This window comes from Nannocystis punicea, from assembly GCF_026965555.1.
GTDB classification, from domain to species: Bacteria; Myxococcota_A; Polyangia; order Nannocystales; family Nannocystaceae; genus Nannocystis; species Nannocystis punicea.
In genome coordinates this window covers 9,151,695-9,174,415 of sequence record NZ_CP114040.1, presented here as the reverse complement: position 1 = coordinate 9,174,415, position 22,721 = coordinate 9,151,695, and the positions used below count along the sequence as shown (strand labels likewise).

Annotated in this window: 19 protein-coding genes; 4 read left to right on the top strand and 15 right to left on the bottom strand. The window is 71.0% G+C overall.

The genetic code is table 11. The features are described 5' to 3' along the window. Positions 1-6: 6 nt before the first annotated feature. Positions 7-1,905, bottom strand: coding sequence for a mucoidy inhibitor MuiA family protein (locus tag O0S08_RS35050; RefSeq protein ID WP_269041888.1), 1,899 nt, complete (start codon positions 1,903-1,905; stop codon positions 7-9). Positions 1,906-2,433: 528 nt separating this feature from the next. On the opposite strand from O0S08_RS35050, the gene O0S08_RS35045 reads away from it, so the two are divergent. Together O0S08_RS35045 and O0S08_RS35040 are read left to right on the top strand one after the other, a co-directional pair. Beyond that, positions 2,434-3,291, top strand: a complete 858-nt coding sequence (locus O0S08_RS35045; protein WP_269033795.1) for a hypothetical protein — start codon at positions 2,434-2,436, stop codon at positions 3,289-3,291. A 263-nt stretch (positions 3,292-3,554) separates the two neighbouring features. Beyond that, positions 3,555-4,199: an HAD family hydrolase gene (locus tag O0S08_RS35040; RefSeq protein ID WP_269033794.1), complete on the top strand. Its 645-nt coding sequence runs from the start codon at positions 3,555-3,557 to the stop codon at positions 4,197-4,199. Positions 4,200-4,308: 109 nt separating this feature from the next. Here O0S08_RS35040 and O0S08_RS35035 read toward each other — a convergent pair whose 3' ends face one another. Beyond that, complete coding sequence (locus O0S08_RS35035) at positions 4,309-4,989, bottom strand: TetR/AcrR family transcriptional regulator C-terminal domain-containing protein (RefSeq protein ID WP_269033793.1); 681 nt, start codon at positions 4,987-4,989, stop codon at positions 4,309-4,311. 76 nt (positions 4,990-5,065) lie between these two features. Here O0S08_RS35035 and O0S08_RS35030 point away from each other — a divergent pair, with 76 nt between their 5' ends. Continuing rightward, the gene (locus O0S08_RS35030) at positions 5,066-6,535 is read left to right on the top strand and encodes an FAD-dependent monooxygenase (protein ID WP_443094084.1); all 1,470 of its coding nucleotides are present in this window, start codon (positions 5,066-5,068) and stop codon (positions 6,533-6,535) included. A 158-nt stretch (positions 6,536-6,693) separates the two neighbouring features. Here O0S08_RS35030 and O0S08_RS35025 read toward each other — a convergent pair whose 3' ends face one another. From O0S08_RS35025 to O0S08_RS34965, 13 genes are all read right to left on the bottom strand, one after another. After that, a complete protein-coding gene (locus O0S08_RS35025; protein WP_269033791.1) occupies positions 6,694-7,521 on the bottom strand; it encodes a helix-turn-helix transcriptional regulator in 828 nt (275 codons plus the stop codon). Positions 7,522-7,591: 70 nt separating this feature from the next. After that, on the bottom strand, positions 7,592-8,035 hold the full coding sequence (locus tag O0S08_RS35020; protein ID WP_269033790.1) for a nuclear transport factor 2 family protein: 444 nt from the start codon (positions 8,033-8,035) through the stop codon (positions 7,592-7,594). A gap of 273 nt (positions 8,036-8,308) precedes the next feature. Beyond that, on the bottom strand, positions 8,309-8,659 hold the full coding sequence (locus tag O0S08_RS35015; protein WP_269033789.1) for an MmcQ/YjbR family DNA-binding protein: 351 nt from the start codon (positions 8,657-8,659) through the stop codon (positions 8,309-8,311). A gap of 96 nt (positions 8,660-8,755) precedes the next feature. Further along, positions 8,756-10,456 carry a TolB-like translocation protein gene (locus tag O0S08_RS35010; protein ID WP_269033788.1) on the bottom strand — a complete coding sequence of 567 codons (1,701 nt, stop codon included), beginning with the start codon at positions 10,454-10,456 and terminating at the stop codon, positions 8,756-8,758. A gap of 145 nt (positions 10,457-10,601) precedes the next feature. After that, positions 10,602-11,420 (bottom strand): hypothetical protein, encoded by an 819-nt coding sequence (locus tag O0S08_RS35005; RefSeq protein WP_269033787.1) that lies wholly within the window; start codon positions 11,418-11,420, stop codon positions 10,602-10,604. Between the two features lie 101 nt (positions 11,421-11,521). Then, positions 11,522-12,292 (bottom strand): hypothetical protein, encoded by a 771-nt coding sequence (locus O0S08_RS35000; RefSeq protein WP_269033786.1) that lies wholly within the window; start codon positions 12,290-12,292, stop codon positions 11,522-11,524. Continuing rightward, positions 12,289-12,864: an RNA polymerase sigma factor gene (locus O0S08_RS34995; RefSeq protein ID WP_269033785.1), complete on the bottom strand. Its 576-nt coding sequence runs from the start codon at positions 12,862-12,864 to the stop codon at positions 12,289-12,291. The genes O0S08_RS35000 and O0S08_RS34995 overlap by 4 nt, the downstream gene beginning before the upstream one ends. 10 nt (positions 12,865-12,874) lie before the next feature. Beyond that, positions 12,875-14,104, bottom strand: coding sequence for a hypothetical protein (locus O0S08_RS34990; protein WP_269033784.1), 1,230 nt, complete (start codon positions 14,102-14,104; stop codon positions 12,875-12,877). 313 nt (positions 14,105-14,417) lie between these two features. Beyond that, positions 14,418-14,588 carry a hypothetical protein gene (locus O0S08_RS34985; protein ID WP_269033783.1) on the bottom strand — a complete coding sequence of 57 codons (171 nt, stop codon included), beginning with the start codon at positions 14,586-14,588 and terminating at the stop codon, positions 14,418-14,420. A 657-nt stretch (positions 14,589-15,245) separates the two neighbouring features. Beyond that, positions 15,246-16,196, bottom strand: coding sequence for an STAS domain-containing protein (locus O0S08_RS34980; protein ID WP_269033782.1), 951 nt, complete (start codon positions 16,194-16,196; stop codon positions 15,246-15,248). Between the two features lie 214 nt (positions 16,197-16,410). After that, complete coding sequence (locus O0S08_RS34975) at positions 16,411-17,721, bottom strand: ferritin-like domain-containing protein (protein WP_269033781.1); 1,311 nt, start codon at positions 17,719-17,721, stop codon at positions 16,411-16,413. A gap of 527 nt (positions 17,722-18,248) precedes the next feature. After that, positions 18,249-19,337, bottom strand: coding sequence for a Rieske 2Fe-2S domain-containing protein (locus O0S08_RS34970; protein WP_269033780.1), 1,089 nt, complete (start codon positions 19,335-19,337; stop codon positions 18,249-18,251). Positions 19,338-19,409: 72 nt separating this feature from the next. Next, positions 19,410-20,492, bottom strand: coding sequence for a LysR family transcriptional regulator (locus O0S08_RS34965; RefSeq protein ID WP_269033779.1), 1,083 nt, complete (start codon positions 20,490-20,492; stop codon positions 19,410-19,412). 772 nt (positions 20,493-21,264) lie between these two features. Between O0S08_RS34965 and ltrA the strand changes: the two genes are divergently transcribed. Then, the gene (gene ltrA, locus O0S08_RS34960; RefSeq protein WP_269032840.1) at positions 21,265-22,692 is read left to right on the top strand and encodes a group II intron reverse transcriptase/maturase; all 1,428 of its coding nucleotides are present in this window, start codon (positions 21,265-21,267) and stop codon (positions 22,690-22,692) included. The last annotated feature ends 29 nt before the right edge of the window (positions 22,693-22,721 follow it).

The window sequence follows — 22,721 nt, the reverse complement described above, 5'->3', positions numbered from 1 at the left end:
AGGCGGTCAGAACGCGTCCTCCATCTGGATCAGCCGCTCCTCGAAGTCCATGCGCGCCGGCGCCGGCGAGGGCGGCGACGGCGACTGCATCTTCTCCATCCTCTTGCGCTTCACGTCGAGCACCAGCGTCGGCGGATAATCGACCTGGTACGACACCCGGAATTGCCGCTCCTCGCGGGCCGCCAGTGTCACCGTCCAGCGGACGATCCCCTTGCCGTCGGGCTTCTCGTTCGGACCGATCCGCACGTTGCTCACCCGCACCTCGTTGTTCTCCGACACCGGGATGCGCTCGGCCAGCACCACCGTGACCGGCCGCTCCGACAGGTTCTTCGCCTTGCTGACGAACGACAATTGCATGCGGTTGCGCGCGTTGCGTTGCAGCGAGCTCTGGTGCTTGTCGAGCTCGCGGGCCAGCTTGACCTGGTCGGCCACGCTGAAGAACAGCGAGAAGTCCTCGTCCTTGGCGACGAAGGCGATGTCGGTCATCCCGAGGAACGCCCCGTCTTGATAGCGGGCGACCGCGCCGGGCAAAAGCGCTTGCGCCGTCTTGTTGTTCATCTCGAGCGTGACCGCGGCGTTGAGCGACTCCTCCGGCGCGGCGATGATCCGGCGCTCCACCTTGATCGGGCTGCTGCCGATCCGGACGCGGATCGAGCGGCCGTCCGAGCGGGCGATGACCGGGTCCCTGGCGACGAAGTGGGCCGTCGTGCCGCGCGTCTGCAGGCCGGCGAAGATCTCCACCGTCTTGCTCTGGACCTGCTCGAGCAGCGCCAGGTTCGACGAGTACGAGCGCTCGAATTGCTCGACCTCCGACACCCGCTGCGACGCCGCCTGATTCATCCGATTCCAGTGCAGGTTCTGCTCCTGGAACTTCTTCTGCGCCGCCGTGAACGACGTGATCTCGCGCGTCACGCTGCGCGACACCTCCGGGCCCTTGCCGAGCGCCAGCATCTCGAGCTCCGGGATGTGCTCGCTGTCCGACGACGACTGCGTCGAGAACGACAGCTGCGCGTGGCTCCAATCCTCGCCGGTCGTCTGCGTCACCACCGCGAACGACGTCAGCTCCACCGAGTCCGGATCGGTCGCGCCCGCGCGCACCTCGTGCATCGGCTCCCACGTCGCCCCGGGCGTCGCGTACGTCAGCGTCAGCGTCGCGGCGCCCGCCTCGGTGCCCTGCACCGTCACCAGCACCATCGTCTCTTCCAGCTTCGTCAGCCGGCTCAGCTCCTCGAGGTTGCGCGCGCTGGCCTCGACGTCGGGCGCCAGCTGCTCGCGCGCCGCTCTGGCGTCGCGCCGCGCCGACGCCGTCTTGCGCATCGTCCCCGACACGAAGTCGATCACCTCGCCGTAGCTGTCGACCTTGATCTCGCGCTTCACCCCGTCGTCGCCGAGCTTCTCGAGCGAGAACACCTTGATCGACTCGACGTGCTTCTGCTGCGCGTCGAGGATCGCCAGCTCGTCGTCGATCGCCTGCAGCTGCTTGAGCAGCTCCTTGTGCTTCAGCTCCGCCTTGCGGAACCCCTCGTCGGTCGAGCGCGCCAGGAAGCGCCGCTCCACGCTCACGTCGACGATCTTGCCGGCGCTCGTCGAGGCCCGCACCGAGCCCTCGTCGACCCACCCCGGCAGCTTCTTGAAGCGGAACACCTTCGGCTCGCTCGTCAGCGCCACCGTCGCGTCCCGGCTGACCAGCGCCCGATCGGAGTACACCGTCACGCGCGAGATGTGCGATGCCAGGCCCTTCTCCGCCGGGTCCTCGGGGCCGTCGGCCACCGAGGCCGCGAGGGCGAACACCGGCGGGGTCTTCTCGGCGGGCCTGTCCCGCGTCGGGACCGCCGACCGGGTCGCACACCCGAGGGCGGCGGTGAGCGAGAACAACACGACCAACAGCTTCGGATCCGCGAGCATCTTCAAGTTGGACGCGTGTACGCGAGAAACCTTCCGCCGATCTACCTCACCTCACGCCGCCCCCCCTCGCAGGTCCGCCGATGGAGGCGTGCACATTCGATCGGCCCGTCGATGTGCACATGACCCGAGAGACAGACATGCTATTCCACGCCGAGGACGAGTCGAGCGACCAGGAATCACTTCGGTCCGGCGGGGCACCGCTGGTGCCGCCGAGCGCGAGGTCGCGGCGATCGAAGGCGACGACGCGAGGCCGCGATCACCGGCGAGACCGCACGGCGCAGTCGCCTGGTCCGGGGTGCGCCCGCACGCCCGGAGCCGGCGAGCCCCACGGGAGCGCGGGGGTTGCGGGCGCACAGGCGCAGCGGCGGAAGAGTTCGTGGTTCAGGTCGTCGCCGGCCGCGCCCGGCACCAGCCGTGATCGGCCGACCGCGCCCGCATCGCCCCGGCCTCGCTGTCGCGGACGAGGTCGACGGACGGCGAGGCGTCGCCCATCTCGCCCGGGAGCGGAACTTGGTATGGTGGAGCGACATGGAGTCGCGGACGGCGAGCTTTTCGGAGGCGTTGCGTGCGCTGGTGCCCTCGCGGGAGGCGGGGGACGAGGCGTACCTGCCGGCGTTTCGGCGGATCGCGGGGCTGGTGCTGGGCGGGGCGGAGTGGCACGTCGGCGGGGTCGCGCACCGGATCACGGAGATCGAGCTCTACTGGAACGGGGCGCAGCACCCCGACACGTTCGCTCACGGGGACCCGATCCAGTACGGGCTCGGGCAGTGGTACTTCCATCGCACCGGCGGGGAGTACCGCGGCGGGACGTACAAGGGGGTCGACATCACGTTCGGGCGCGAGGACGCGTCCGGCGGGATCCTGATCCGCGGCCTCGAGCGGCTCGCCGACGGGGCGCTGTTCGACGGGCCGTCGCTCAGCGTCGAGCACCTGCTGGCGACGACGAAGCAGCCGTCGATCCGCGCGCTCGTCGACTCGTTCGCGAACAGCGTCGAGCCGGCCGAGCGGTCGCCGCTGTTCATCACGCTCGCGCCGACGCCCCGCGACGGCGGGATCTACGAGTCGCCGCGGATCGGGTTGACGCTCAAGCGCGGGGAGCTCGAGAACCGCGTCCGCTACCTCGCGCGCCCGTACCGGTTCTTGACCGAACCGAGGCGGATCAAGAAGGGCCGCCCGCACGTCGTCGTCGGGATGCACCGCCAGGGCCGCGACGCCGGCGACATCGCGGCCTCGACCGGCTCGACGCGCGCCCAGGTCGAAAAGTACATCGCGCAGTACGAGCGCGGCAAGCTCCGCGAGCCCCGCGAGTTCATCAAGGACCTGAGCGCCGAGGAGACCTGCCAACTGTTCGGCGCCTGCGAGCGATTCATGGGACATGTCCTGTGAGACCTGTCCTGAAGACCATGTCCCATGAACCATGTCCATCCGACGGGGTCGGCGGTTCAGGCTCGACCGGCTCGGCAACGACGACGCGAAGTTCGCGCCGCTCGCGGACCTCCGTGGCGTGATGGCCGCGAGGCTGCAAGTCGCCGCGATGTCGCCCCGGCGCAGCTCCGGCGCGTGCCTCGCGGGTCGCGCATCTACTTGGCGGCGGCGGGCATCGGTGGCATCTTGGCGGCGGCCGTCGACGGCGTCACGAGGAAGCAACGATGCACCGCCTGCCAGCCTTGCTCGAGGACAAGAGTCACGTCATTTGGGACTGGAACGGGACGCTGCTGGACGACCTCGATCTGTGCGTCGAGATCGGGGCGGACGTCCTGGAGCGCTTCGGCTACCCGCGCGTCACGCGTGACACGTATCTGGCGCAGTTTCGCTTTCCGGTGGTCGACTACTACAAGAGCGTCGGCGTCGACCTGGAGCGCACCTCGTTCGAGGAGATGAGCCACCACTTCATGACGACGTATCAGGCGCGCGTGCAGCACTCCAAATTGTTCGCAGGCACGCGCGAGATGCTCGCGGGGCTGGTGGCGAGCGGCATCCGCTGCTCGGTGCTGTCGGCGACGCACGAGCCGGACTTGCAGGTGCACCTCGAGCATCACGGTCTCACGTCACTGTTCACGCACGTGTGCGGGCTCGGCGATCGGCGGGCGCGCAGCAAGGTGGAGCGCGGACGGCAGCTGCTGGCGCAGATGCAGTGCGCTCCGGCCGAGGTGGTGATGTTCGGCGATACGGATCACGACGCCGAAGTAGCGACGGCGCTCGGCATCGACGTCATCCTGCTGACGGGCGGGCATCAGAGCGAGGAGCGCCTCGCGGCGCGCGGGCACCGGGTGTTCCGGCGCACCGCGGGCTGATCTTAGTGGCGCTCACCGACCCCCTCGTCCGGGGCGCGTATCGTCTCGATGCACATGGAACGACCGGCCGTCGAGTCGACGGCACCCTCGTCGCCCTGGCCACCGGCTCCTAACGCGCGGGTCGGCGTCGCTCCCGGCGGGCGGCCACGTGCGGATCCACCGGACGCACCGGCTCGGCCCCTGAAGCCAGCTCTGCCCGCAATCCGGCGGTGATCAGCCGCAGACCGTAGTCGAAGCGCGCCTCGAGGTCGCCGTCGATCAGGTGCGAGAACGCGGCCGCGAGCTGCGGGAAGCGCATCGGGTCGAGCGCTGCCTGTAACCGCTGCGGCCCGGCGCCCGACGTACTCAGGGCCTGCTCCTCGAGGGTGAAGCCGATCACGTAATACGAGATCGTCCAGGCGCCCCAGGCGACCGCCCGCAGGGGCAGCCCCGCCTCGCGCAGCGCCGCGAGCAACCGCTCGGAGACCCGCAGCGTGTTCGGCTGCGCGACATAGGTCCCTCCGAACACCCGCGCCCCGTCGCGTCGGGTCAGCAGCGCCGCCCGCAGCTTGCCCGCCAGCTCGATCGCCTGCTCGAGCCCCGGAGCGGCTTCGGGCGGGCTCGCGCCGCAATCGGCGAGCATCGCCTCCGCCATCGCCTCGAGCAGCTCCTGCTTGTTCTTGACGTGCCAGTAGAGCGTCGCCGCCTTCACGTTCAGCTTCTCGGCCAGCCGCCGCATCGTCAGGCCGTCGAGCCCGACCTCGTCCAGCAGCCCCAGGGCCGCCTCCACCACCTGCTCGCGTCGCAGCATGCGCTTGACTTTCTAACACTGTTAGAGAACTCTAACATCGTTCGAGTTTTTGCTCGACGAGGAGGTCCTCATGAGGATGGAGATCGAGGTCGTGGTGGTCGGCGCGGGCCCGGTGGGCCTGATGCTGGCGGCGGAGCTGGCGCTCGCGGGCGTGCGGGTGCGTGTATTCGAGCAGCGGGCGCGGCGGACGGAGCAGTCGCGCGCGCTCACCCTTCACCCGCGGAGCCTCGAGCTCCTCGATCAGCGGGGCATCGTCGACCGCTTCGTGCGCCGCGGTGTGCCGATCCCCAGCGCCCACTTCGCCGGGCTCGACACGCGGCTCGACTTCTCGCGCCTGCCGACCCGGCACCCCTACACGCTCTTTCTGCCGCAGGTGCACACCGAGGAGCTGCTCGAGGCGCGGGCGCGCGAGCTCGGCGTCGAGCTCGCCCGCGAGCACGCGTTCGTCGGCCTCACCCAGACCGACGACGCGGTCGTCGTGCGCGTCCAGGCGCCTGGCGGCGAGCTCGAGGTGCGAGCGCGCCACGTCGTCGGCTGCGACGGGGCCGGCAGCGCGGTGCGTCGGGCGATCGGCGTCGACTTCCCCGGCAGCGCGACCACCCGCACCGCGATCCTCGGCGACGTCACCCTGGCCGACCCGCCGCCGGGCCCGGTCTCGCGGACGAACGCTCAGGGCCTCCTGCTGCTCGTCCCCCTCGGTGACGGCGGGCACCGGATCGTCGTCGTCGATCCGACGCGGACGCAGGTCCCGCTCGCAGAGCCGGTCACGCTCGACGAGCTGCGGAGCGCGACGAGGCGGATCCTCGGCGCCGACCTCGGGATGCACAGCCCGCGCTGGCTGTCGCGCTTCGGCGACGCGACCCGGCTCGCGGAGCGCTATCGCGTCGGCCGGGTGTTCCTCGCCGGCGACGCTGCGCACATGCACTTCCCCGCGGGCGGCCAGGGGCTCAACGTCGGCCTGCAGGACGCGAGCAACCTCGGCTGGAAGCTCGCGGCCGCCGTCCGCGGCTGGGCGCCGCGCTGGCTGCTCGACAGCTACCACGACGAGCGCCGCCCGATCGGCGAGGCGCTGGCCCGAAATACCACCGCGCAGGGCAAGCTCATGGACGTCTCGCCCGAGGGCCTGGCCCTGCGCGAGCTCTTCGACGAACTCCTCGCCGTCGCGCCGGTCCAGCGCAAGCTCGCGGGTCTGATCAGCGCGATCGATGTCGCTTATCCCGCTGCCGACGCGGCCCACCCGCTGGTCGGCCGACGCGTGCCGGATCTCGACCTGAACACCGAGCGCGGCCCGCAGCGCCTCTACGAATCATTGCACGCGGGTCGCTTCGTCCTGATCGATCGCCTCGCGGATCGCGAGCTGCACGACGCCTGGGCGCCGTGGCGCGATCGGGTCGAGCTCGTCCCCGCGAGCTTTGCCACCGACCAGGAAGAGGTCGAGGGCGTCACGCGGCTCCTCATCCGCCCGGATGGTCACGTCGCCTGGACCGGCGACGACGCGCCGTCCCTGCGCGCCGCCCTGGCGCGCTGGTGCGGGCCAGCCGCGTGAGCGGTATCGCAGGCGACGCGGCCACGAGTTCTCCGCCGCGGCGAGCTCCCTGCGATCGCCGCGGCGAGGATGTCCTTGCATGGTGTCGCGCCCTGCGCTGACCTCCGACGATCGTCGCCGTGCGCAATCGTAGGACGGGCTGCCTCTCGAGCATCGCGTCAATGTGTGCCTGGACGTCGATGCGCTGCGGAGCCGCGAGTGTTCGCGCGCTCGGAGGAGGTCGCGACCATGGGATCGAGAGATCCGCGACGCCCGGGCAGGCTGCCGCAGGGCTGATCGAGGGCAGGGGAGAGCGGGGGACCGCTCTGGTCGAGCCCCGCGATCGCAGCGCTCGGCGAGAGTCCGAACAGGGCGCGAAAGCTGCGCGAGAGGTGGGCTGTATCGGCGAAGCCCGCGTCCATCGCGGCGGTGCGCACCAGCACCCCCGCCTCGATCTGCCGCGCGGCGTGCTGCAGCCCCGACCACCGTTTGAACGCGCGGAAGGTCAGCCCTGTCGCGGCCTTGAAGCGGCGCAAGGCCTGTGTTCGCTCCATCCCGAGCCGCCGCGCCAGCTCGGCCTGAGGCATCCGCGTCATCGGGTCGGCCTCCATCGCCCGCACGATCGCGGCCAACTTCGTGGGCAGCGGCGCGGTGGCCGAGCCCAGCCGCGCGCGCAGCTCGGCGATCGCATCGACCCCGCCGCCGATCGCGTGCGCCGCCAGCTGGGCGAGCGCGCCCGTGGCCGCGACCGCCAGCGGCGCCGTGAAGGGAAAGGCGAGGCCGTTGAGATAGAGCACGTCCGCGCCGCGCTCGGCGAAGGAGACGCAATGCGTGATGCCCGGTCGCACGATCAGCACATCCCCGGTCACGCGCCCGCCTTCATCCGCCACCGTCACCGGACCCGTCCGCCCGACGAGCACCGCCAGCGACGCGTTGGGATGCGCCGCGAGCCGCCGGACCCCCACCGGGAAGGTTGGACTGCTGAAAGGCGAACTCGGGTCCGGCATCGCCGCGATTATCGGCGTGGTATCGGGAGGAAACAAGTTGGGCAGGGGCGCGGCCGGGCGGCGATACGAGCTATCGTGCGATCCCTGCGCGTGCGAACGCAGCCTGCGCCTGGGCGCCGTTCATATAGACGTCCTTGCGCGCGACCTCGCCCGCGCGATTGATCGTCACCACGTCGAGCATCTCGACGCGCGCGGTGAAGGGACCGCCGCCGGGCTCGCGGAGCGCCAGCACCATCGTCCATTCGAACACCCAGTGGTCCGCGCCATGAAGCCGGCGCCCCATTTCGAAGCTCCAGTCGAGGCGCGCGAACAGCTCGGCGCAGTGCCGCCGCAGCGCGTCGCGCCCGTGCACGGGCTCCGACCCGTCATGGAGATGAACCACGCTGTCCTCCGAATGCAGCGACGCGATCAGCGCCGGATCGCGGGTCTCCCAGCCGACATGATAGCGCGCGAAGAGATCGGGCAGGGACAGCGACGGCACGGTGTTCTGTTCGGCGGGCCTTGCGACGGACATGCGAGTTCTCCTTGCGCCGAATCTAGCGCGGGCAGCGGTCGGTCGCGTTGAAGCAACGTGCGCTCGTTGCTGGCGTAAGTGTGTAGACCGGCGCGTCGAACATCATCGTCATGACGTCGAGGTCGCGACACGGCTCACCGAGACCACGGGAACGGTCTGTCTCGAGGACTTCCTGCAGCGCGACGGGGGCCTGCTCGTGGGCACCAACCGGGCACCCATCAGGCCGTATCTCCCGCGCCACCTCCGGGAGCGGCGTGGCGGCTCCGTCTGGCATCAACGCTGGCGCGCGCGCTTGGCCGCCGGCTTCTTCTTCGGCACGCTCGCACGCTCGTGCGCTTCGGTCAGGACGCCGATCAGATCGGGCTCCGACACGACGCGCAGGTTCACCGTCGTGTAGCCCATCCGCCCCCAGCCGCCGGGCACCGGCGCGAACGCCTCCGGCTTCGCCTCGCACAGGGCCTCCTGCAGATCGCGGTCGAGCAGGAGGTTGGCGGTCGCGGCGTCGGGCGGCAGGGTGGCGAAGATGCGCCGCTTGGTGCGGAAGGCGGCGCGATCCATGTGCGGCACTTCGCTCGCGCCCTCGAAGGAGAGCGCGATCTCGCGGAAGCGGGCGGCGCTGATCATGGGCCGATGCTACCCGCCGCGACAGCGCAGCGCGACCGTCCCCGCTCGCCAGGTTCGGGATGGGCGGCGAGGAGCCGACAGCGGGGGTCTGGGCCGTCACGAGCCGGCCGGCGGCAGGACCTTCACTTCCACGATCGCGTGATCCTCGGCCGACACCTGGACCGCGGCGCCGGGCGTGGGGATGTCGACCTGATGCAGGCTGTAGACGGGCTCCCCGTCGACGATGTCTTCCACCTTGTAAAAGACGCGCTGGGAGTCCGCGCTGAAGAAGGGCAGGTGCGCCACGTTCTGACCCGGACCCAGCGGTGCGCTGAGCTTCGACGAGACTCCCGGCGCGGCGGTCTCGACGAGGAAGAGCTCCGCCGTCTCGAAGGACGCCTGGGTCCCGACGACCAGGACCCGTGAGCCGTCGTCGCTGGCCGTCAAGAACTCGAGCGTGCCCATGGCGGGCAGCGGTGAGTTCAGCATCACGGGCGCAGTGAGCGGATCGAGGCGCACCGTCCAGAGATCGACGCCGAGCCCGCTCGCCGGGCGCGCAAAGTACAGGAGACGCGTCGAATCGGCGCTGAAGCTGACGTGGGTGACGGCTCCCCCCGCGGCGAGCGGGGCGTTGAGCTTCGTCGGCGACGACGGGAGCGGGCCGCTCGTATCGACGGCGTACAGGTCCCACTCGTCCGGAGCATCCTCCGTGTCGGCGAGGTAGAAGGCGAAGCGGCCGTCGGGGGAAAAGCCGAAATACTTGCCGGACACGCGGCCGGGGGCGTCGTGGAGAGACACGACCTCGCCCGCCTCGGTCCCGTCGAGGTCGTAGAACGAGAGGTCGCCGCGGCCCGCAGCGCCGTCCCACTGCAGCACCGCGCTCGTATCGTCGCGGAGGCGGATCAACCGCTTCTCGGCGCTCTTCGGCGGCGTGATGTTCGTGGGGCTCGCCGGCGGATCGACGGAGACGTCGACCGCGTGGATCCCGGCGAAGCCGTTCAGCAGCGAGCCGAACGAGTAGTAGAGCGTGCCGCCGTCGGCGCTGAACCAAATCTCGGTGATGGCGGACTCGTCCGGCGGGAGCTCTCCCGACAGCGAGGCCGCCTCGCCCGCGTCGCCTGGGGCGGTCCCGCCGAGAAACACCTGTTCGATACCGTCGCCGTCCGGATCGCCGGCATAGGCGAGGCGGGTGTCGTCGGGCGAAAAGGAGATCGACTGGCCGGAGTGGCCTCCGCCCGGAGCGAGCGGCACCCCCCAGACCTCGGGTACGCAGCTCCCGTCGGGCCCGAGAGTGCAGAGGTAGATCTGAGATCCGCCGGTGCCCTGATTTGCAGCAAGCGCGAGCCGGCTCTCGTCGTGGGTGAAGCCCGCCACTCCGTGCGCGAGGTCCGTCGGGAGCTCGATCCGCACCGGAGCGGCGGGGAGCGGCCCGGACATGTCGGCGATCCAGGTCTCCGCGCCGAGCTCCGGGTGCCGCACGACGTAGTGCATCCAGCGCGACGAGGGCGAGAACGAGGCGAAGCCCGAGACCGACCAGCCCCCGGTCAGGGGCGTGTGGATCGGGATCGGCGGGCCGGGCGTCGCGCCCGTGCAATCGACGAAGAACAGCTCGCCGGGGCCGTCGCCCGCCCGCGCGCCATACACGATCCGGGCCCCGCCGGGCGCATGATCGCCGGACGTCTCGCCGGTCGTCGTCGGCTCGTCGCCGGTGGTCGAGGCAGCGTCGTCGGTCGTCGATGACTGCGCCGAGGTCGAGTCCGTCGACGCGGTCTCGGTGCCGGCCGTCGGGTCGCCAGGGCAAGCTGTCGCGCTGGTCAAGATACTCAGCCCAAGGAGAGCTCGTCTCATGATAGTTTCACCTCGTATGATTGCAGTGGCCAATACGGGTCGAGCGGTGTTTCGCCCGCGGGATGGAAGGAATATGGAGAGTGACGGCGAAGCCCCGACGGGGTGTCGGGTTACATTACTGCGCCGGCGTCACCAGCAGGATCTGGTAGCCGCAGGCGACCTCATTGAACTCCTCCTGGCGCAGGGCCTCACCGATGATCGCCAGAGTGCCGTCCGGGAGGAGGCCGGCGCTCTGGTTATACAGGCTCGTGGTCTCGTCGCCGACCACGAAGTCGACGCGCTCGATCGACTCCAGCTCGCACTGGCCGTGGGTGAAGCTCATGCCCCAGGCCGCGAAGATCGACAGCACGCTGTCCTCGGCCGCGCAAAACGGTAAAAGGTCGGTGCCTCCCCCGCCGAAGAGGAACACGGGCGCGCCGTCGCGGCTCAGGCCGGCGTGGAACGCGAGCGGCTTGTCGAAGCTCGGCGTATATCCGTACTCGAGGTGGACCAGATCGCCGACCGTGACCGCCAGGGTCGCGTCGACCGGCAGCGTGACGTCGACGCCGTGCTGTCGCGGCGTGCTCTCACCGTCGTACAGGCACTCCAGCTCGATATGCTGGGTCGCTCCGGGCTCGAATGCGACGACCGTGCAATCCACGCTCAGCTCGTCCGGCTCCGTGCCGTCCCAGAAGTCGAAGTCGAGCTCGAAGTCGAAGTCGTCGCCGGGGGGCGGGCACTCGGCGACGCCGCCGGTAGGGCCGTCCGGCGCTTCGCCGGACGAGGAGGTGTCGCCGCTCCCCGTGGATGTGTCGAGGTCGGTGGTGGCCCCGGTCGATCCATCGTCGCCCTCGCTGGCGGCGCCGGTGAGACTGCCGAGGAAATACCCGGGGGAGCAGGCGGTGGTGAGAATAAGGAGGAGCGCTGATGCGGATGGGGTGCGGTGATTTCGCATGGCCGGAGCCTTTCGGGCTTGCCGCGCCGACGAGACGCGGTGACTCTGCTTCGTCCTGCGGAGCCCGCCGATCCGTCGAAATTTTTTGCGGGGCCCAGAGTTCAGCGCGAGCCGCTCGGGCGCTGCACGGGGACGAGCCGCTCGTAGACGCACGAGGCCTGCAGGCGCGGGAGGAACAGCCCGGCGCCGCGCTTCGCGACGAGCGCGCGGGCGATCGACTCGGCCTGCGCCGTCTCGCCGGCGTCGCACAAAGTCAGGACCCGGAGCAGCTCGCGCTCGTCGGCGAGGAGGCCGCGCGGGAATCGGCGGGCGTGCTCGTCGAGGTGGGCGCGGGCGGCCGAGAGATCTTTGCGCTGGTGCGCGGCCTGGGCGCTGGCGATCAGCGCCCGCTCGGCGGCGAGATCGGCGTCGGGGGAGGCGGGCGGCGGCTCTCGTCTGGGCGGCCGCGGGGTCGTCCTGGGCGGCGCCGGTCGGGCCTCGGGCTCGGCCTGCTGCGGCCCTTCAGGGCTCGCGGGCTGCGGCGTCGGGGCGGGCGGCTCGGCCGGTGCGGCGATTGGCGGGTCCTCGCGCGGGGGCTCGCCGGGGCTGGTCGGCTCGGTCGCCGGACCGCGGGACACGGCGACGACGGCTCCGGTGACGACGGCCGCGGCGACGACGGCCTTGATCGCCCCGACGACCAGGGCCTTGCCGAGAGAGGCGGCAGCGGCGGCGTCCGGGGCGGGGAGGTCGGACAGGTCGAGCTCGGAGCCGCCGTCGGGATCGGTCGGTGGAGGCACCTGCAGCCGGCTCCAGACGCGTTGGAGGGCCTCGTCGCCGGGCGCGGCGCGGCGGGCCTGGGTCAGCAGGTGCTCGATGTCCCGGCGCTGATTCATGGCGCGTCCCCCCCGAGGAATCGGTGCCGGGAGTGCTCCCGGACGAAGGCCTTGCGCGCCTCTCGAAGGCGCGAGTAGACGGTGTTGAGGTTGATCCCGAGGATGGTCGCGATCTGCGGCGCGGACAGCTCCTCGACCTCGTGCAGCACGAAGACCTCGCGCTTGGCCTCGGGGAGCCGGGACAGCAGTTCGTCGAGGACCCGCACCGCCTCGGCGTCGAGCAGCGCGCGGTCGGGAGGTCGGGCGGGGCTCACGACGTCCTGCTCCGGATCGTGGGCGTCGCGGCGCAGGCGCTCGCGGTATCGGCGGGCGATCCGCACCGCGATCGCGTAGAGCCAGGTGCGCAGCGCGGCGCGGTGCTCGAAGCCGGGCAGCTTGCGCTGGACGACGATGAACAGGTCGTGCAAGGCGTCCTCGACGGCCGCAGGAGGGACCCCGAGCCGGCCGAGGACCCGCCACAGCTCCCGGGCGTGGGCGCGGTAGATCGCCGCGACGGTGTCGCGGGTGTCCGCGGCGACCGGGGTCGCAGGGAGGGTCGGTGGTCGCGGGGGCGCAGGGACGCCAGGAGGCATCGCCCCTTGGTCATCGGCGTCGCGGCGATCCATCAGAATTTTTTCGCGGCACGTCGCGCCCGAGGTGGACCTCGAGGCCGAGCTCGGCGCGCACCCCGACCGCGCCGACACGAAAGAGGGTGGGCTCGGGCTCGATCGTGAACGTGGCGCGGTTGAACGGGACGACGAGCGCGACTCCGCCCCACAGCGCGAGCCGCCGGGAGAAGCGCCAGGCCACGCCCGGCTGGACCTGCGCCGCCGCCCACAGCGCCCGGACGGCGCGGGCGTCGGAGAAGCCGAAGGCGCGGACGTCGAGCGCGCCGAGCTCGACGCCGAGGCACAGCGGAAACTCGAGCAGGCGGGGCGTCCGTGGCCCGGGGACGCCGGGGCGGGGGCCCCGGAGGTGCGGGGTCGGGCAGACACGCACGGCCACGGCGCCGAGCAGGGCGGTCGCGCCGACGCCGGGAGCGGCCGCGTCGCGGCGGCGAGCCGGCCAGAGGCTGCCTGCGAGCTCGAACCGCAGCACGGGCAGGCGCAGCGCGTAGGCGAGGTGCAGGCCGCCGCCGGGCCCGGGGAGGAGGCCGCCCTCGAAGCCGGCCGCGACGCGCAAGGCGTGGCCGTGCGGGCGCTTCGGGGTGCGCGCGGGCGCGCCTGCGTCGTCCAGGGTCGCGGCTTCGGGCGCGACGGCGCGCTCCGGGGCCGCGGCTTCGGGCGCGACGGCGCGCTCCGGGGCCGCTGGAGGCGGCTCGGCGCCGCTCGGAGGCGGGGCGCCGACCGGCCCGGGCGGCGGCAAGTCGGGGCGCTCCTGGGCTGGGGGCGGCTCCGCTTCGGTCGGAGGCGGGGTGCCGGCCGGCTCCGGGGGCGGATCGGCGCGCCCGAGGGTCGGTTCGAGCACGATCGCCAGGACCAGCGCCGCGGAGCGGGCCAGCTCTTCGCACGTGGGCCCGGACAGGGCCCGTTGGGCGGAGAAACCGTCGCGGTCGACCCTCAGGCGGAGGTGCCAGTCGGCGCCCTGGCGCGTCACCACGCCGTCGACGACGACGCCGGGATAGCCGGCCGGGTTGGCCGCAGCACCGAGGTGGTCGCGCACCCAGGCGCCGACGCTCTCCCGCGAGGGGCACCCGGGCGGGGCGCTCCAGGTCAGCGCCAGCGGGGGCGGCTGCTCGACCGGCTGCGCCGAGCTGCCCCGCGCGCCGAGGCCCACCGTGAGGAGGGCGGTCGCTACGACGCGTCGGCGGACGTGGGGAGCGACGCCTGGCACGCGGTGTTCTTATCCGCTGGCGACGTCGTCTGTCCATCGGCCTCGGGCGCGCGCCTCGACCTCGACGAGCAAGCGCAGACTTCGCCACCTCGACGCCGCGGTGGCCCGCTTCACGTCCGACGGCGGGCACGTGGGGCGCGAGTGCTTCGGCGCTGCGTCGACGGAGCGCGTCCGCGGACTCGACGATGCCGCTCACGCCGGCGGTCTCGATCACGGCGCCTTCGACGTATTCCATCTGCCGACGTCGTACGATTCGCCGGGCTCGAGTCCACCGTTGCTGCAGGCGACCTCTCGTCTTCGGCGGGCGACGAGGTCAACCGACCCGAAGACCGACGACGACGACCGCGACAATCGCGATCACTGCGACAACGGCCAGAGCGACGATCGCTGCGACAATGGCCAGAGCCACGAGCGCAACCACCTGGGCCACGGGGTGCAGAACTTGGATGGTTTGAAAGACTTCGGCCGACACGAACCATCCCATGGTCGACATCCGAGGCCCAGTCGACCGGGCTCGGCCGTCGTCATCGCGCGCGGAAGTGAAGGATCACCGAGGCGACCGTTCCTGAGGTTCCGGCCGAGCGGGCGAGCCTATCTCACCGCAGGAACAAGCCCCAAGGCCGGAGGCAGCCTGGCCGCCGAGACGAGCCGAACGAGCTCCGCGGCGGGAGCGCGCTCCGGCCAGCCGGAGAGCCGTCGCAGATCCGGCCCTGGCCGCGTGCACACCCGAGGAGGTGACGCTCGTCTTCGTCGCACCCGGTTGTTGGGCCCCAGGGGCGGCGAGTTCTTCACGGCATGGATGCCGGGCGATCCCAAAGCGACGGATTGCGTGTACCTCGCAGAGCCGCCGGTCGACTCTGTGTTCGAGGGGCTGCTCGGTGACGACGAGACCCGCGACGTCCGTTGTACGATCAGTCGCGAGGGCGACGAATCACCTCGACGGTGCCTACGAGCGGAATACTCGTACGTGGGCGCCAGCGACTTTTAGCGGCAGATCGATGCTCGCCGCACGAGCGCAGGCAATTACACCTTCATCTTCGGCAACACCAGGCTTTCACGATCCCCGCGCCGGCGCCTTGGTTCATTCCGGTTCTCCAGCAATGGCGGCCATGGGCATGGCGCGCCCTCGCCGAGGAGGGCGCTACTTCCCGAGCTGCCGCAGGGCGTATTCGACGCCGGCCTGGAGCGTTCCGCAAGTCACGATGCCGGTCAGCGGATCGCCGAAAGCCGTCAGGGTCTGGGCGACCTCGGGTCGCACGCCGCTCAGGATTGGGAGCACACCGAGCAGCCGCAGCGCCTGAGCGGCGCTGGTCAGGAGCGCAGCGGCGTGGACGTCGAGCGACGGGACGCCCGTGATGTCGATGATCGTGACGCGCGCGGCGGACGACCGCGCGCCCTGGAGCGCCACCTCGAGGATCCGCGAGCGGCGGCTCTCGTCGAGCGTGCCGATCAGGGGCATGACCAGGATGTCGTCGGTGATCGGGATCAGCGGCGTGCTTCGCTCGGCCAGCGCGGCCTGCAGGCGATCGACGATCACCATGTTCTCCAGCAGCAGCGCCGCGTTGCGCGAGAGGATCTGGTAGATCCGCTGCTCACGCGGGCCGAGCTGCACCTCGCAGCCCCACTGCACCGAGAACACGCCGACGACGTGGCCGCGCAGGGTCAACGCGATCAGCAGCGCGGCCTTGATGCCGGCCGCCGCCCACATGTCGCGCAGGACCGGGTCGATCCGCGGGTCCGTCGCCGCGGAGCCGACGAGCACCGGCACGCCCGGCTGCTCGAGGTAGACCCGCGAGAACGGGATGTCGGGGAGGTGGTAGCGGCCGCCGACTTGGGCCCGCGCCGGCCGCACCGCTGCAGGCCGGACCACCGCGACCGAGAGCCACGCCGGGTTGCCGGCGGCGTCGGGCTCGATGGTGCCGAGCACGACCTCGGCCTCCTCGCGCCGCGGCGCCGGCAGGAGGAACGCCTGCAGCGTCGCTTCGCGGAACGGGGCCGCGTTCAACTGCTCGGTCACCGCCAGGAGGACGGACCAATCGTCCGCCAGCGCCGTCGCCGATGCATCCTCGGGGCCACTCGTTCGCTCGTCCATGTCGAACTACGAACAAGGTTATCATCAGAACATGTTTTCCTGAATGCGCCAGAACGCGCACCCGCTCGTCGGCGCCTGCGGCGCCGATGAACGGGTGCGGTCGACATCGACCCTGCGTTCGCTGACGTGAACGCTGCCCCTGACCTGCAGACGCTGGCTGAAGCCGAGTGCGGCGGAGTCCGCGAGAGCGGGGCGCGGGCTCCGTGTAGCGACGCTACGCGCGCGCCTCGGAGCGCAGCGCGTCGCGCAGGCTCGCGAACAGCGCCTGCGCCTCCGCCGGCTCCGGCAGCCCCGCGAGCGCGTGCACCTCGGCGTCGTGCTCACGCGTCAGCTCGCCTGCGAGTCGCTCGAGCGCCTCCGCATGCGCCCGCGCCACGTGCTGCCGCTCCGTCGTGCGCATGCGACCGCGAGCCCAGCGCGCCAGGCCCCACGACAGCGCCGCGTGGCGCGTCTCGTCGCCGGCGATTCGCGCCAGCGTCCGGCGGACCTGCGGATCGCCGGCGCGTCGCGCCTGCACGTGCGCGACCAGGGCCCCGAACGTCTCGCGCACGCAGCCCTCGGCCGCGTTGTCGGCCAGCACCTCCACCAGCGGCCGCAGCGGCGTCGGCCGCACCCTCGGCGTGCTCGGCTGACCGCCGAACCGGCGCGCCAGCCTGGCGGTCAGCCGTGCGTGGCGGCGTTCGTCGTCGCGCGAGCGCAGTGCGGCGCGCCTCAAAGCATCCGGCGCTCCGTGGGCCCGCAGCTCGCGGGCCAGGTGCGCGAAGGCGGGGACCGACGCCGCCTCGAGGTGCGCGACCTCGGCGAAGAACGCCCCGACCGGCCGGGACGCCGCGGGTGCGAGCGGCCGGCACAGCCCCGGCGGCAGCCGCCCGATCGCGCAGTTCGGATCGCCGCGCTGGATCCGCTTGCTGTCGAGCACGGAGATGGACCCGTCCGTGCGCACCAGCACCACGTGGTGGACGATGTCGTTCTTGCTGCCGCAGCCCGAACCGGACGTGGTGTAAAGGACATGTCCCTCGGGATGGTCGCCGACCTGGTGCGGCTCGGAGCACAGCAACTCGTGGCCCGCGAGACGACCGACCAGCGCCGCCTCGCCGGCCGTGTCGACCGAGCCGAGGAACGCCAGCAACCCCGCCATGTCGGTGATCGCCCCGACCTCGTCGGCGCGCGACCAGGCGAAGAGGCGGACCTCCGGCGAGTCGAAGTTGCCGACGCCGACGAATTGCGACTCCGTCGGCAGCGCGTCGAAGGCAGCCAGGCAGGCCGCCTCGTCGCTGGCGGTGGCGCACTTCTCCCCGACGGAGTCGATCACAGTGATGGGTTGGTCGAGCTCCGGGTCGCCGTAGGACGGCACCGAGCGCAGCTCGAAGTAGTCGACCGGCGTCTCCGGCTCGACCATGGAGAGGAACCGCTCGGAGCAGATGTCGACGTCGAACTGGTCCTCCTCGATCCCGCAGCTGGCGATCAGGGGGGCGAGCGCGGCGGTGAAGGCACGGGCGAAGCGGTCAAGGTCAGAAAAAGCCATGCGTAACCATGGCGCATCTCCGTCGCCCAGGAAAGCCCGCGGCGCTGCGCCGCGAGTCGTCGCCGTTTCTCCTCCGCGGAGATCTTCTCTGGATGTCGGGACCCGGAGGCCCGTGACCGACGTGAGCACCGGTGTCGGCGGCGTCGGTGCGGGCGCCGGCCCTGCCGGGCGACGCGCGATCACGCGAGGCGGAGTTTTTGCTCGCGCGACGCGACATCGGATCGCGGCACCTGTCATCCCTCGGGGGGCTCGCCGCGACGCGCGAAGCCACGTGCGTCGGACGACCCTCCGTACCACCCCAGGAGGAACCATGAAGACCAAGTCCAAAATCAAAGCCGGCGCGTTCAAGCTCGGGCTCACCTGACAACTGAGCCCCCGGGCCAGGGCCCGCGCTGGTTCAGGCGAGCCCGCAAGCGCTCGCCCGATCCGACACCTCGCCCCGTCGAAGACGAAGGGGCCATCACCCTCGCGGCGCGACCACGCGTCTCGCCGCTTCACGGCCGGCTCGTCGCAGACGAGGGCCGGACTCAGCCCGCGCTCGTGTCCAGCGAGCGCGCTTCGCTCCCGAGCCGGAGGCGTACCGGGAGCGGATACTCGGGCGCCCGTGCCCGCGCGGTGCGCAGGAGCTTCCTGCGCAAGCGCTCATACTGCGCCGCGCCTGCGTCGGCTCTGGCGAAGGTGTCCGAGAACAACTCGCCGGGGTGGGCCTGCGTGACCACCATCGGCAGATCCTCCTTGAATTGGGTGCCCCATCGCAGGTCGAGCTGCTGCTCTGCCCACGCCAGGAGCTTGCCCAACCCGAGAGCGCGACCGACCTTCGAGATGTTGCGGTAGAACCGGAAGGTCGTCCCCGCGTCGATCGGCGTGTCGAAGACCGCGAAGCGCCCGAACGCGCCGATCCGGAGGTACGAGAGCCCAGGCATCCGGAAACTCGTGTGGCAGCGGACCCCGCTCTCGTCCGATCGCTGCGGATCACGGAGGACCCCGCTGAACTCGATGCGCTCACCCTCGGCGTCGCACGCCACTTCGTCGAGCCGCATGAAGCGAGGAATCGGCGTGAACCGCAGCGAGCGTCTGCCGTGCAGCACCGGCGCGTGGTGGTAATCGAAGGACGACTGGATGGCGCGGAATGTGGGCACCGGCCAGACGAACGAGGTGTCGCTCGCGGCGGCATCGTCCGAAGGCACCTCGGGGATCCACGGGATCTCCGGCAGCCGCTCGCGCGGTGCACCCCACCAGATCCACACGAGCCCGTGCGCTTCCCGGGCCGGGAACGCGGCGGCGCGCATCGCCGCCGGGATCTTCGCACCGGGCCCGTCGCAGGGCATGGCAGTGCAGGCGCCGTCGGTGCTGAAGCGAAAGGCATGGTAGCCGCACTCGAGCTCTTCGCCGGCGACGCGCCCGAGGCTCAAGGCGACGCCGCGGTGGGGGCAGCGATCGGTGAAGCACCCGATCGCGCCGCTCGCCGTCCTGTAGAGCACGAAGTCGTCACCGAGCCGCCGCAGCGCGACGGGGCGGGCGCCGAGCTTCCTGGCCTCCAGCACCGCGTACCATTGATCGGGGACGATCTCGAGGGGAGGCGGAGTGCGAGCGGAGCCCGTGTTCGTCATCGACATGACTCGAGCATGAGGCCGCGCCAGGGCGCGACGCCAATGACATCTTTCAGGTCCGGTGATGCCCGCAGAGCATCACCGACCGCGGCGCATCTCGGCCAGGAGGAGGGCGATCAGCGGTGAGGCGTGGTCTTTGCGGTACATGGCATGGAGCGTGATCTCGTAGACCGGCTCGACGGGCACGGCGACGACTCCGCGGTAGAGGCGGGCCTCGCCCTCCGGCAGATGCGAGACCGCCAGTCCCGCCGCCACCAGAGTCATCATGACGCTCACGTCCTCGACCTCCACGACCCGTGGAGCGGGCACCCCATGCGCCCGCGCGTGCGCCATCAGAGCGCGGTGGATCTCCGGCGCACTCACGCGGGGGAGAATGGCGACGACGTCGCGCAGCAGGTCGGCGGCCGGAGCTGCTCGCGCCCGGGCCCGCGGGTGGTCGGTGGGGAGGATGGCGCACAGGCGCTCGGAGCGGATGGGTTCGACCACGACCGCATCGTCCTCGAGCGGCGTGTGGGAGAACGCGACGTCGAGGCGCCCTTCGGCGAGGGCGGCGCCCAGCTCGGCGGAGCCTCGCCGCGACAGCTCGATCTCCACCGCAGGGTTCATGGCGGCGAAGGCTCGCAAGGCCTCGGGTAGATAGCCGAGGCCGCTCACCCCGCAGATCGCCACGTGGAGTCGGCCGAGCTTGCCTTCGCTCACCGCCCGACACTCGTCGGCGGCCCGGGCCGCGTCGGCGAGGATCGCCCGGCTGCGTCGGACGAGCGCTGCACCGGCGGCCGTCAGCTCGACCCGACGCTGCGTGCGGCGAAAGAGCAGCGCGCCGACTTCTTGCTCGAGGTCCTGCACGGTACGACTCACCGCCGACTGCACGACGTGCAGGCGTCGCGCGGCGCGTCCGTAGTGCAGTTCCTCGGCGAGCACGACCAGCGTGTGGAGGTGGCGTAGATCCATGGCTGCGACCCGCACGCGGGCAGCAGCAGCGTAGCAGAGCCTGTGTGAGCCGCGCTCGCTGCCGTCGGGCCGAAGCGATCCCACCTCGACCTCGCCGTCCACCGACACCGTGTGCGTTCGACCGACCGTCGTCGGCGTGGACTGCGTGGACGCAGAATGTTCGACGAGCGTGCGTTCCCATGCGGCGGATGCTCGCAGCGCTGCGAGCATGGGACCGACGCGTGGAGCATCACCGCGGCGCGCTGCGCCCGCCGGACCACAATTACTCCTGCGTCGATCGAAGCGCTACGGTCGCCCTGCTGTGCTCGGCGTCGGACCACTCGCGAGGGCGCCGCCTGTCTCGAAGGCCAGGTTATGCCCAGCGACGACGCACGGGTCGCCGACAGCGCGGCGCAGCCTGGCCCGCGATCGCGTTACGCCCGCACGCTCGACCCCCGAGCGCGCTCGATCTGCCCGATCGGCCCGCTCTGTCCTCGACCGCGGGCTCTGGCCCCGCTACTCTCGCCGGGTGGTGCGTCCTGAAGACACGGACGAGCAGGACCCCGGAGGGGGCGGGTCGGCCGCGTCATGCTGCACCGTTCCAGCGGGTGAAAGTCCCGTCCGGGTAAGCGCCGGAGCGCCCGGTAGCAGGCCCCAGGCGCGAGGAGAGATCCTCGCGGCCCGAGCGGGGCGTCAAGAGCCTCTACGGAGGGAGCAAGAACGCGGGCCGCAACATCAAGTGAAGCCTGCAGCCTCGTCAGAGAAACAATGGGGGAGCCGAGCCGATCACTTCGCGGCGAAGGCCACGTCCACCGCGCACGAGTCCGGAACAGAAAGCGCGGGGGGTCCACCCGGGGTAGGGGGCGCAGCACGCGTTCAAGGAGCGATGCGGAACAGGAGAGGCCCGTCTGCACGGCCCGTGTCGGGGCAAGGTGGCTCGTATAAGCCGAAGGCGAAGTCGAGCGCTGTGCAGCGGGAGTCCGAGGGGGTCGTAGTACCGGCGATGGCGGCGCAGAACAACGCCGCCGGAGGGAAGGGCCCCTGGGGTGGTCGTGTCGGAGAAGAAGGTAAGCGCGAGGGCATGGCCTGCAGGACAGGTCCCAACAACCCCACGCGGCGCAGGCCACGTGACAAAGTGCGAGAACTTCGACGCCGACTGTGGGCCGCAGCCAAGCGGCATCCGGGAAGACGTTTCCATGCGCTGTACGACCGCATCTTCAGGCGTGACGTCCTGAAGGAAGCATGGAGGCGGGTGAAGAAGAACAGGGGGTCAGCGGGCATCGATGCCCAGACGCTGGCCGAGGTGGAAGAGCTCGGCGTCGATCGCTTCCTCGAAGAGATCGGTGCAGAGCTCGAGGCGGGGACGTACCGGCCGAGCGCGGTCATGCGGCGGTACATCCCGAAGGCGGACGGGAAGAAGCGGCCGCTGGGGATCCCGACAGTCCGGGACCGAGTGGTGCAGATGGCGGCGAAGCTGGTGTTGGAGCCGATATTCGAGGCGGACTTCCTTCCGTGCTCGTATGGCTTCCGGCCGAAGCGCAGCGCGACGCAGGCGCTCGAGCGCCTGCGCGTGTTGGGAGCGCGAGGTGGAAACCATGTGCTCGACGCCGACATCCGCGACTACTTCGGCAGCATCGATCACGAGCGACTCATGAAGCTCGTCGAGATGCGGATCTCGGATCGAAGGGTCCTCAAGCTGGTGCGGCAATGGCTCGAAGCCGGGGTGATGGAAGACGGCGAGGTGACGGCGATGCTCTCGGGGACACCCCAGGGCGGGGTCATCTCACCGCTGCTGTCGAACATCTACCTCGGCGTCCTCGACAAGTTGTGGCAGCGACGGCACGCCCACCTGGGCGAGCTCGTGCGCTACTGCGATGACTTCGTGATCCTGTGCAGGACCAGGAAGGCGTGCGAGGAGGCCGAGGTCAGGGTCCGCGAGATCCTGCGTCGACTTCGACTCGAGCTGCATCCCGAGAAGACGAGGCGCGTCGAGCTGAGCCGGGGACGGCAAGGCTTCGACTTCCTCGGCTGTCACCTGCGTAAGCGCATGTCCGGTCCGATCTGGGAGAAGGAACGCCGCAGAGCGTACTTCCTCCAGCGCTGGCCTTCGACGCGCAGCTTGACGCGGGTGCGACAGCGTGTGAAGGAGCTGACCGGTCGTAACCGCCACGGGGTCAAAGATGTGCGGGTGATCATCCGCGACATCAATCCGGTGCTGCGCGGCTGGGCCAACTACTTCCTCACCGGGAACGCCGCCGCGAAGTTCAACCAGATCGACACCTACGTATGGAGTCGACTCCGCGCCTTCATGGTGAAGCGCAAAGGTCGACATCTCCACGCGGGGGAGGCCAAGGTCTGGACACGCGACTTCTTCCACAACCACGGCCTCCATCGTCTGCGGGGGACCGTGCAGTACCCGGAGGCAGCGTAATGCAACGGCCCGAAAGTCCACCGGTAAGC

Excerpts from the sequence above, each read along its gene's own strand:
- O0S08_RS35050 (WP_269041888.1), bottom strand. The coding sequence starts at position 1,905 with ATGCTCGCGGATCCGAAGCTGTTGGTCGTGTTGTTCTCGCTCACCGCC.
- O0S08_RS35045 (WP_269033795.1), top strand. The coding sequence starts at position 2,434 with ATGGAGTCGCGGACGGCGAGCTTTTCGGAGGCGTTGCGTGCGCTGGTG.
- O0S08_RS35040 (WP_269033794.1), top strand. The coding sequence starts at position 3,555 with ATGCACCGCCTGCCAGCCTTGCTCGAGGACAAGAGTCACGTCATTTGG.
- O0S08_RS35035 (WP_269033793.1), bottom strand. The coding sequence starts at position 4,989 with ATGCTGCGACGCGAGCAGGTGGTGGAGGCGGCCCTGGGGCTGCTGGAC.
- O0S08_RS35030 (WP_443094084.1), top strand. The coding sequence starts at position 5,066 with ATGGAGATCGAGGTCGTGGTGGTCGGCGCGGGCCCGGTGGGCCTGATG.
- O0S08_RS35025 (WP_269033791.1), bottom strand. The coding sequence starts at position 7,521 with ATGCCGGACCCGAGTTCGCCTTTCAGCAGTCCAACCTTCCCGGTGGGG.
- O0S08_RS35020 (WP_269033790.1), bottom strand. The coding sequence starts at position 8,035 with ATGTCCGTCGCAAGGCCCGCCGAACAGAACACCGTGCCGTCGCTGTCC.
- O0S08_RS35015 (WP_269033789.1), bottom strand. The coding sequence starts at position 8,659 with ATGATCAGCGCCGCCCGCTTCCGCGAGATCGCGCTCTCCTTCGAGGGC.
- O0S08_RS35005 (WP_269033787.1), bottom strand. The coding sequence starts at position 11,420 with ATGCGAAATCACCGCACCCCATCCGCATCAGCGCTCCTCCTTATTCTC.
- O0S08_RS35000 (WP_269033786.1), bottom strand. The coding sequence starts at position 12,292 with ATGAATCAGCGCCGGGACATCGAGCACCTGCTGACCCAGGCCCGCCGC.
- O0S08_RS34995 (WP_269033785.1), bottom strand. The coding sequence starts at position 12,864 with ATGCCTCCTGGCGTCCCTGCGCCCCCGCGACCACCGACCCTCCCTGCG.
- O0S08_RS34985 (WP_269033783.1), bottom strand. The coding sequence starts at position 14,588 with ATGGGATGGTTCGTGTCGGCCGAAGTCTTTCAAACCATCCAAGTTCTG.
- O0S08_RS34980 (WP_269033782.1), bottom strand. The coding sequence starts at position 16,196 with ATGGACGAGCGAACGAGTGGCCCCGAGGATGCATCGGCGACGGCGCTG.
- O0S08_RS34975 (WP_269033781.1), bottom strand. The coding sequence starts at position 17,721 with ATGGCTTTTTCTGACCTTGACCGCTTCGCCCGTGCCTTCACCGCCGCG.
- O0S08_RS34970 (WP_269033780.1), bottom strand. The coding sequence starts at position 19,337 with ATGTCGATGACGAACACGGGCTCCGCTCGCACTCCGCCTCCCCTCGAG.
- O0S08_RS34965 (WP_269033779.1), bottom strand. The coding sequence starts at position 20,492 with ATGCTCGCAGCGCTGCGAGCATCCGCCGCATGGGAACGCACGCTCGTC.
- ltrA (WP_269032840.1), top strand. The coding sequence starts at position 21,265 with ATGGCGGCGCAGAACAACGCCGCCGGAGGGAAGGGCCCCTGGGGTGGT.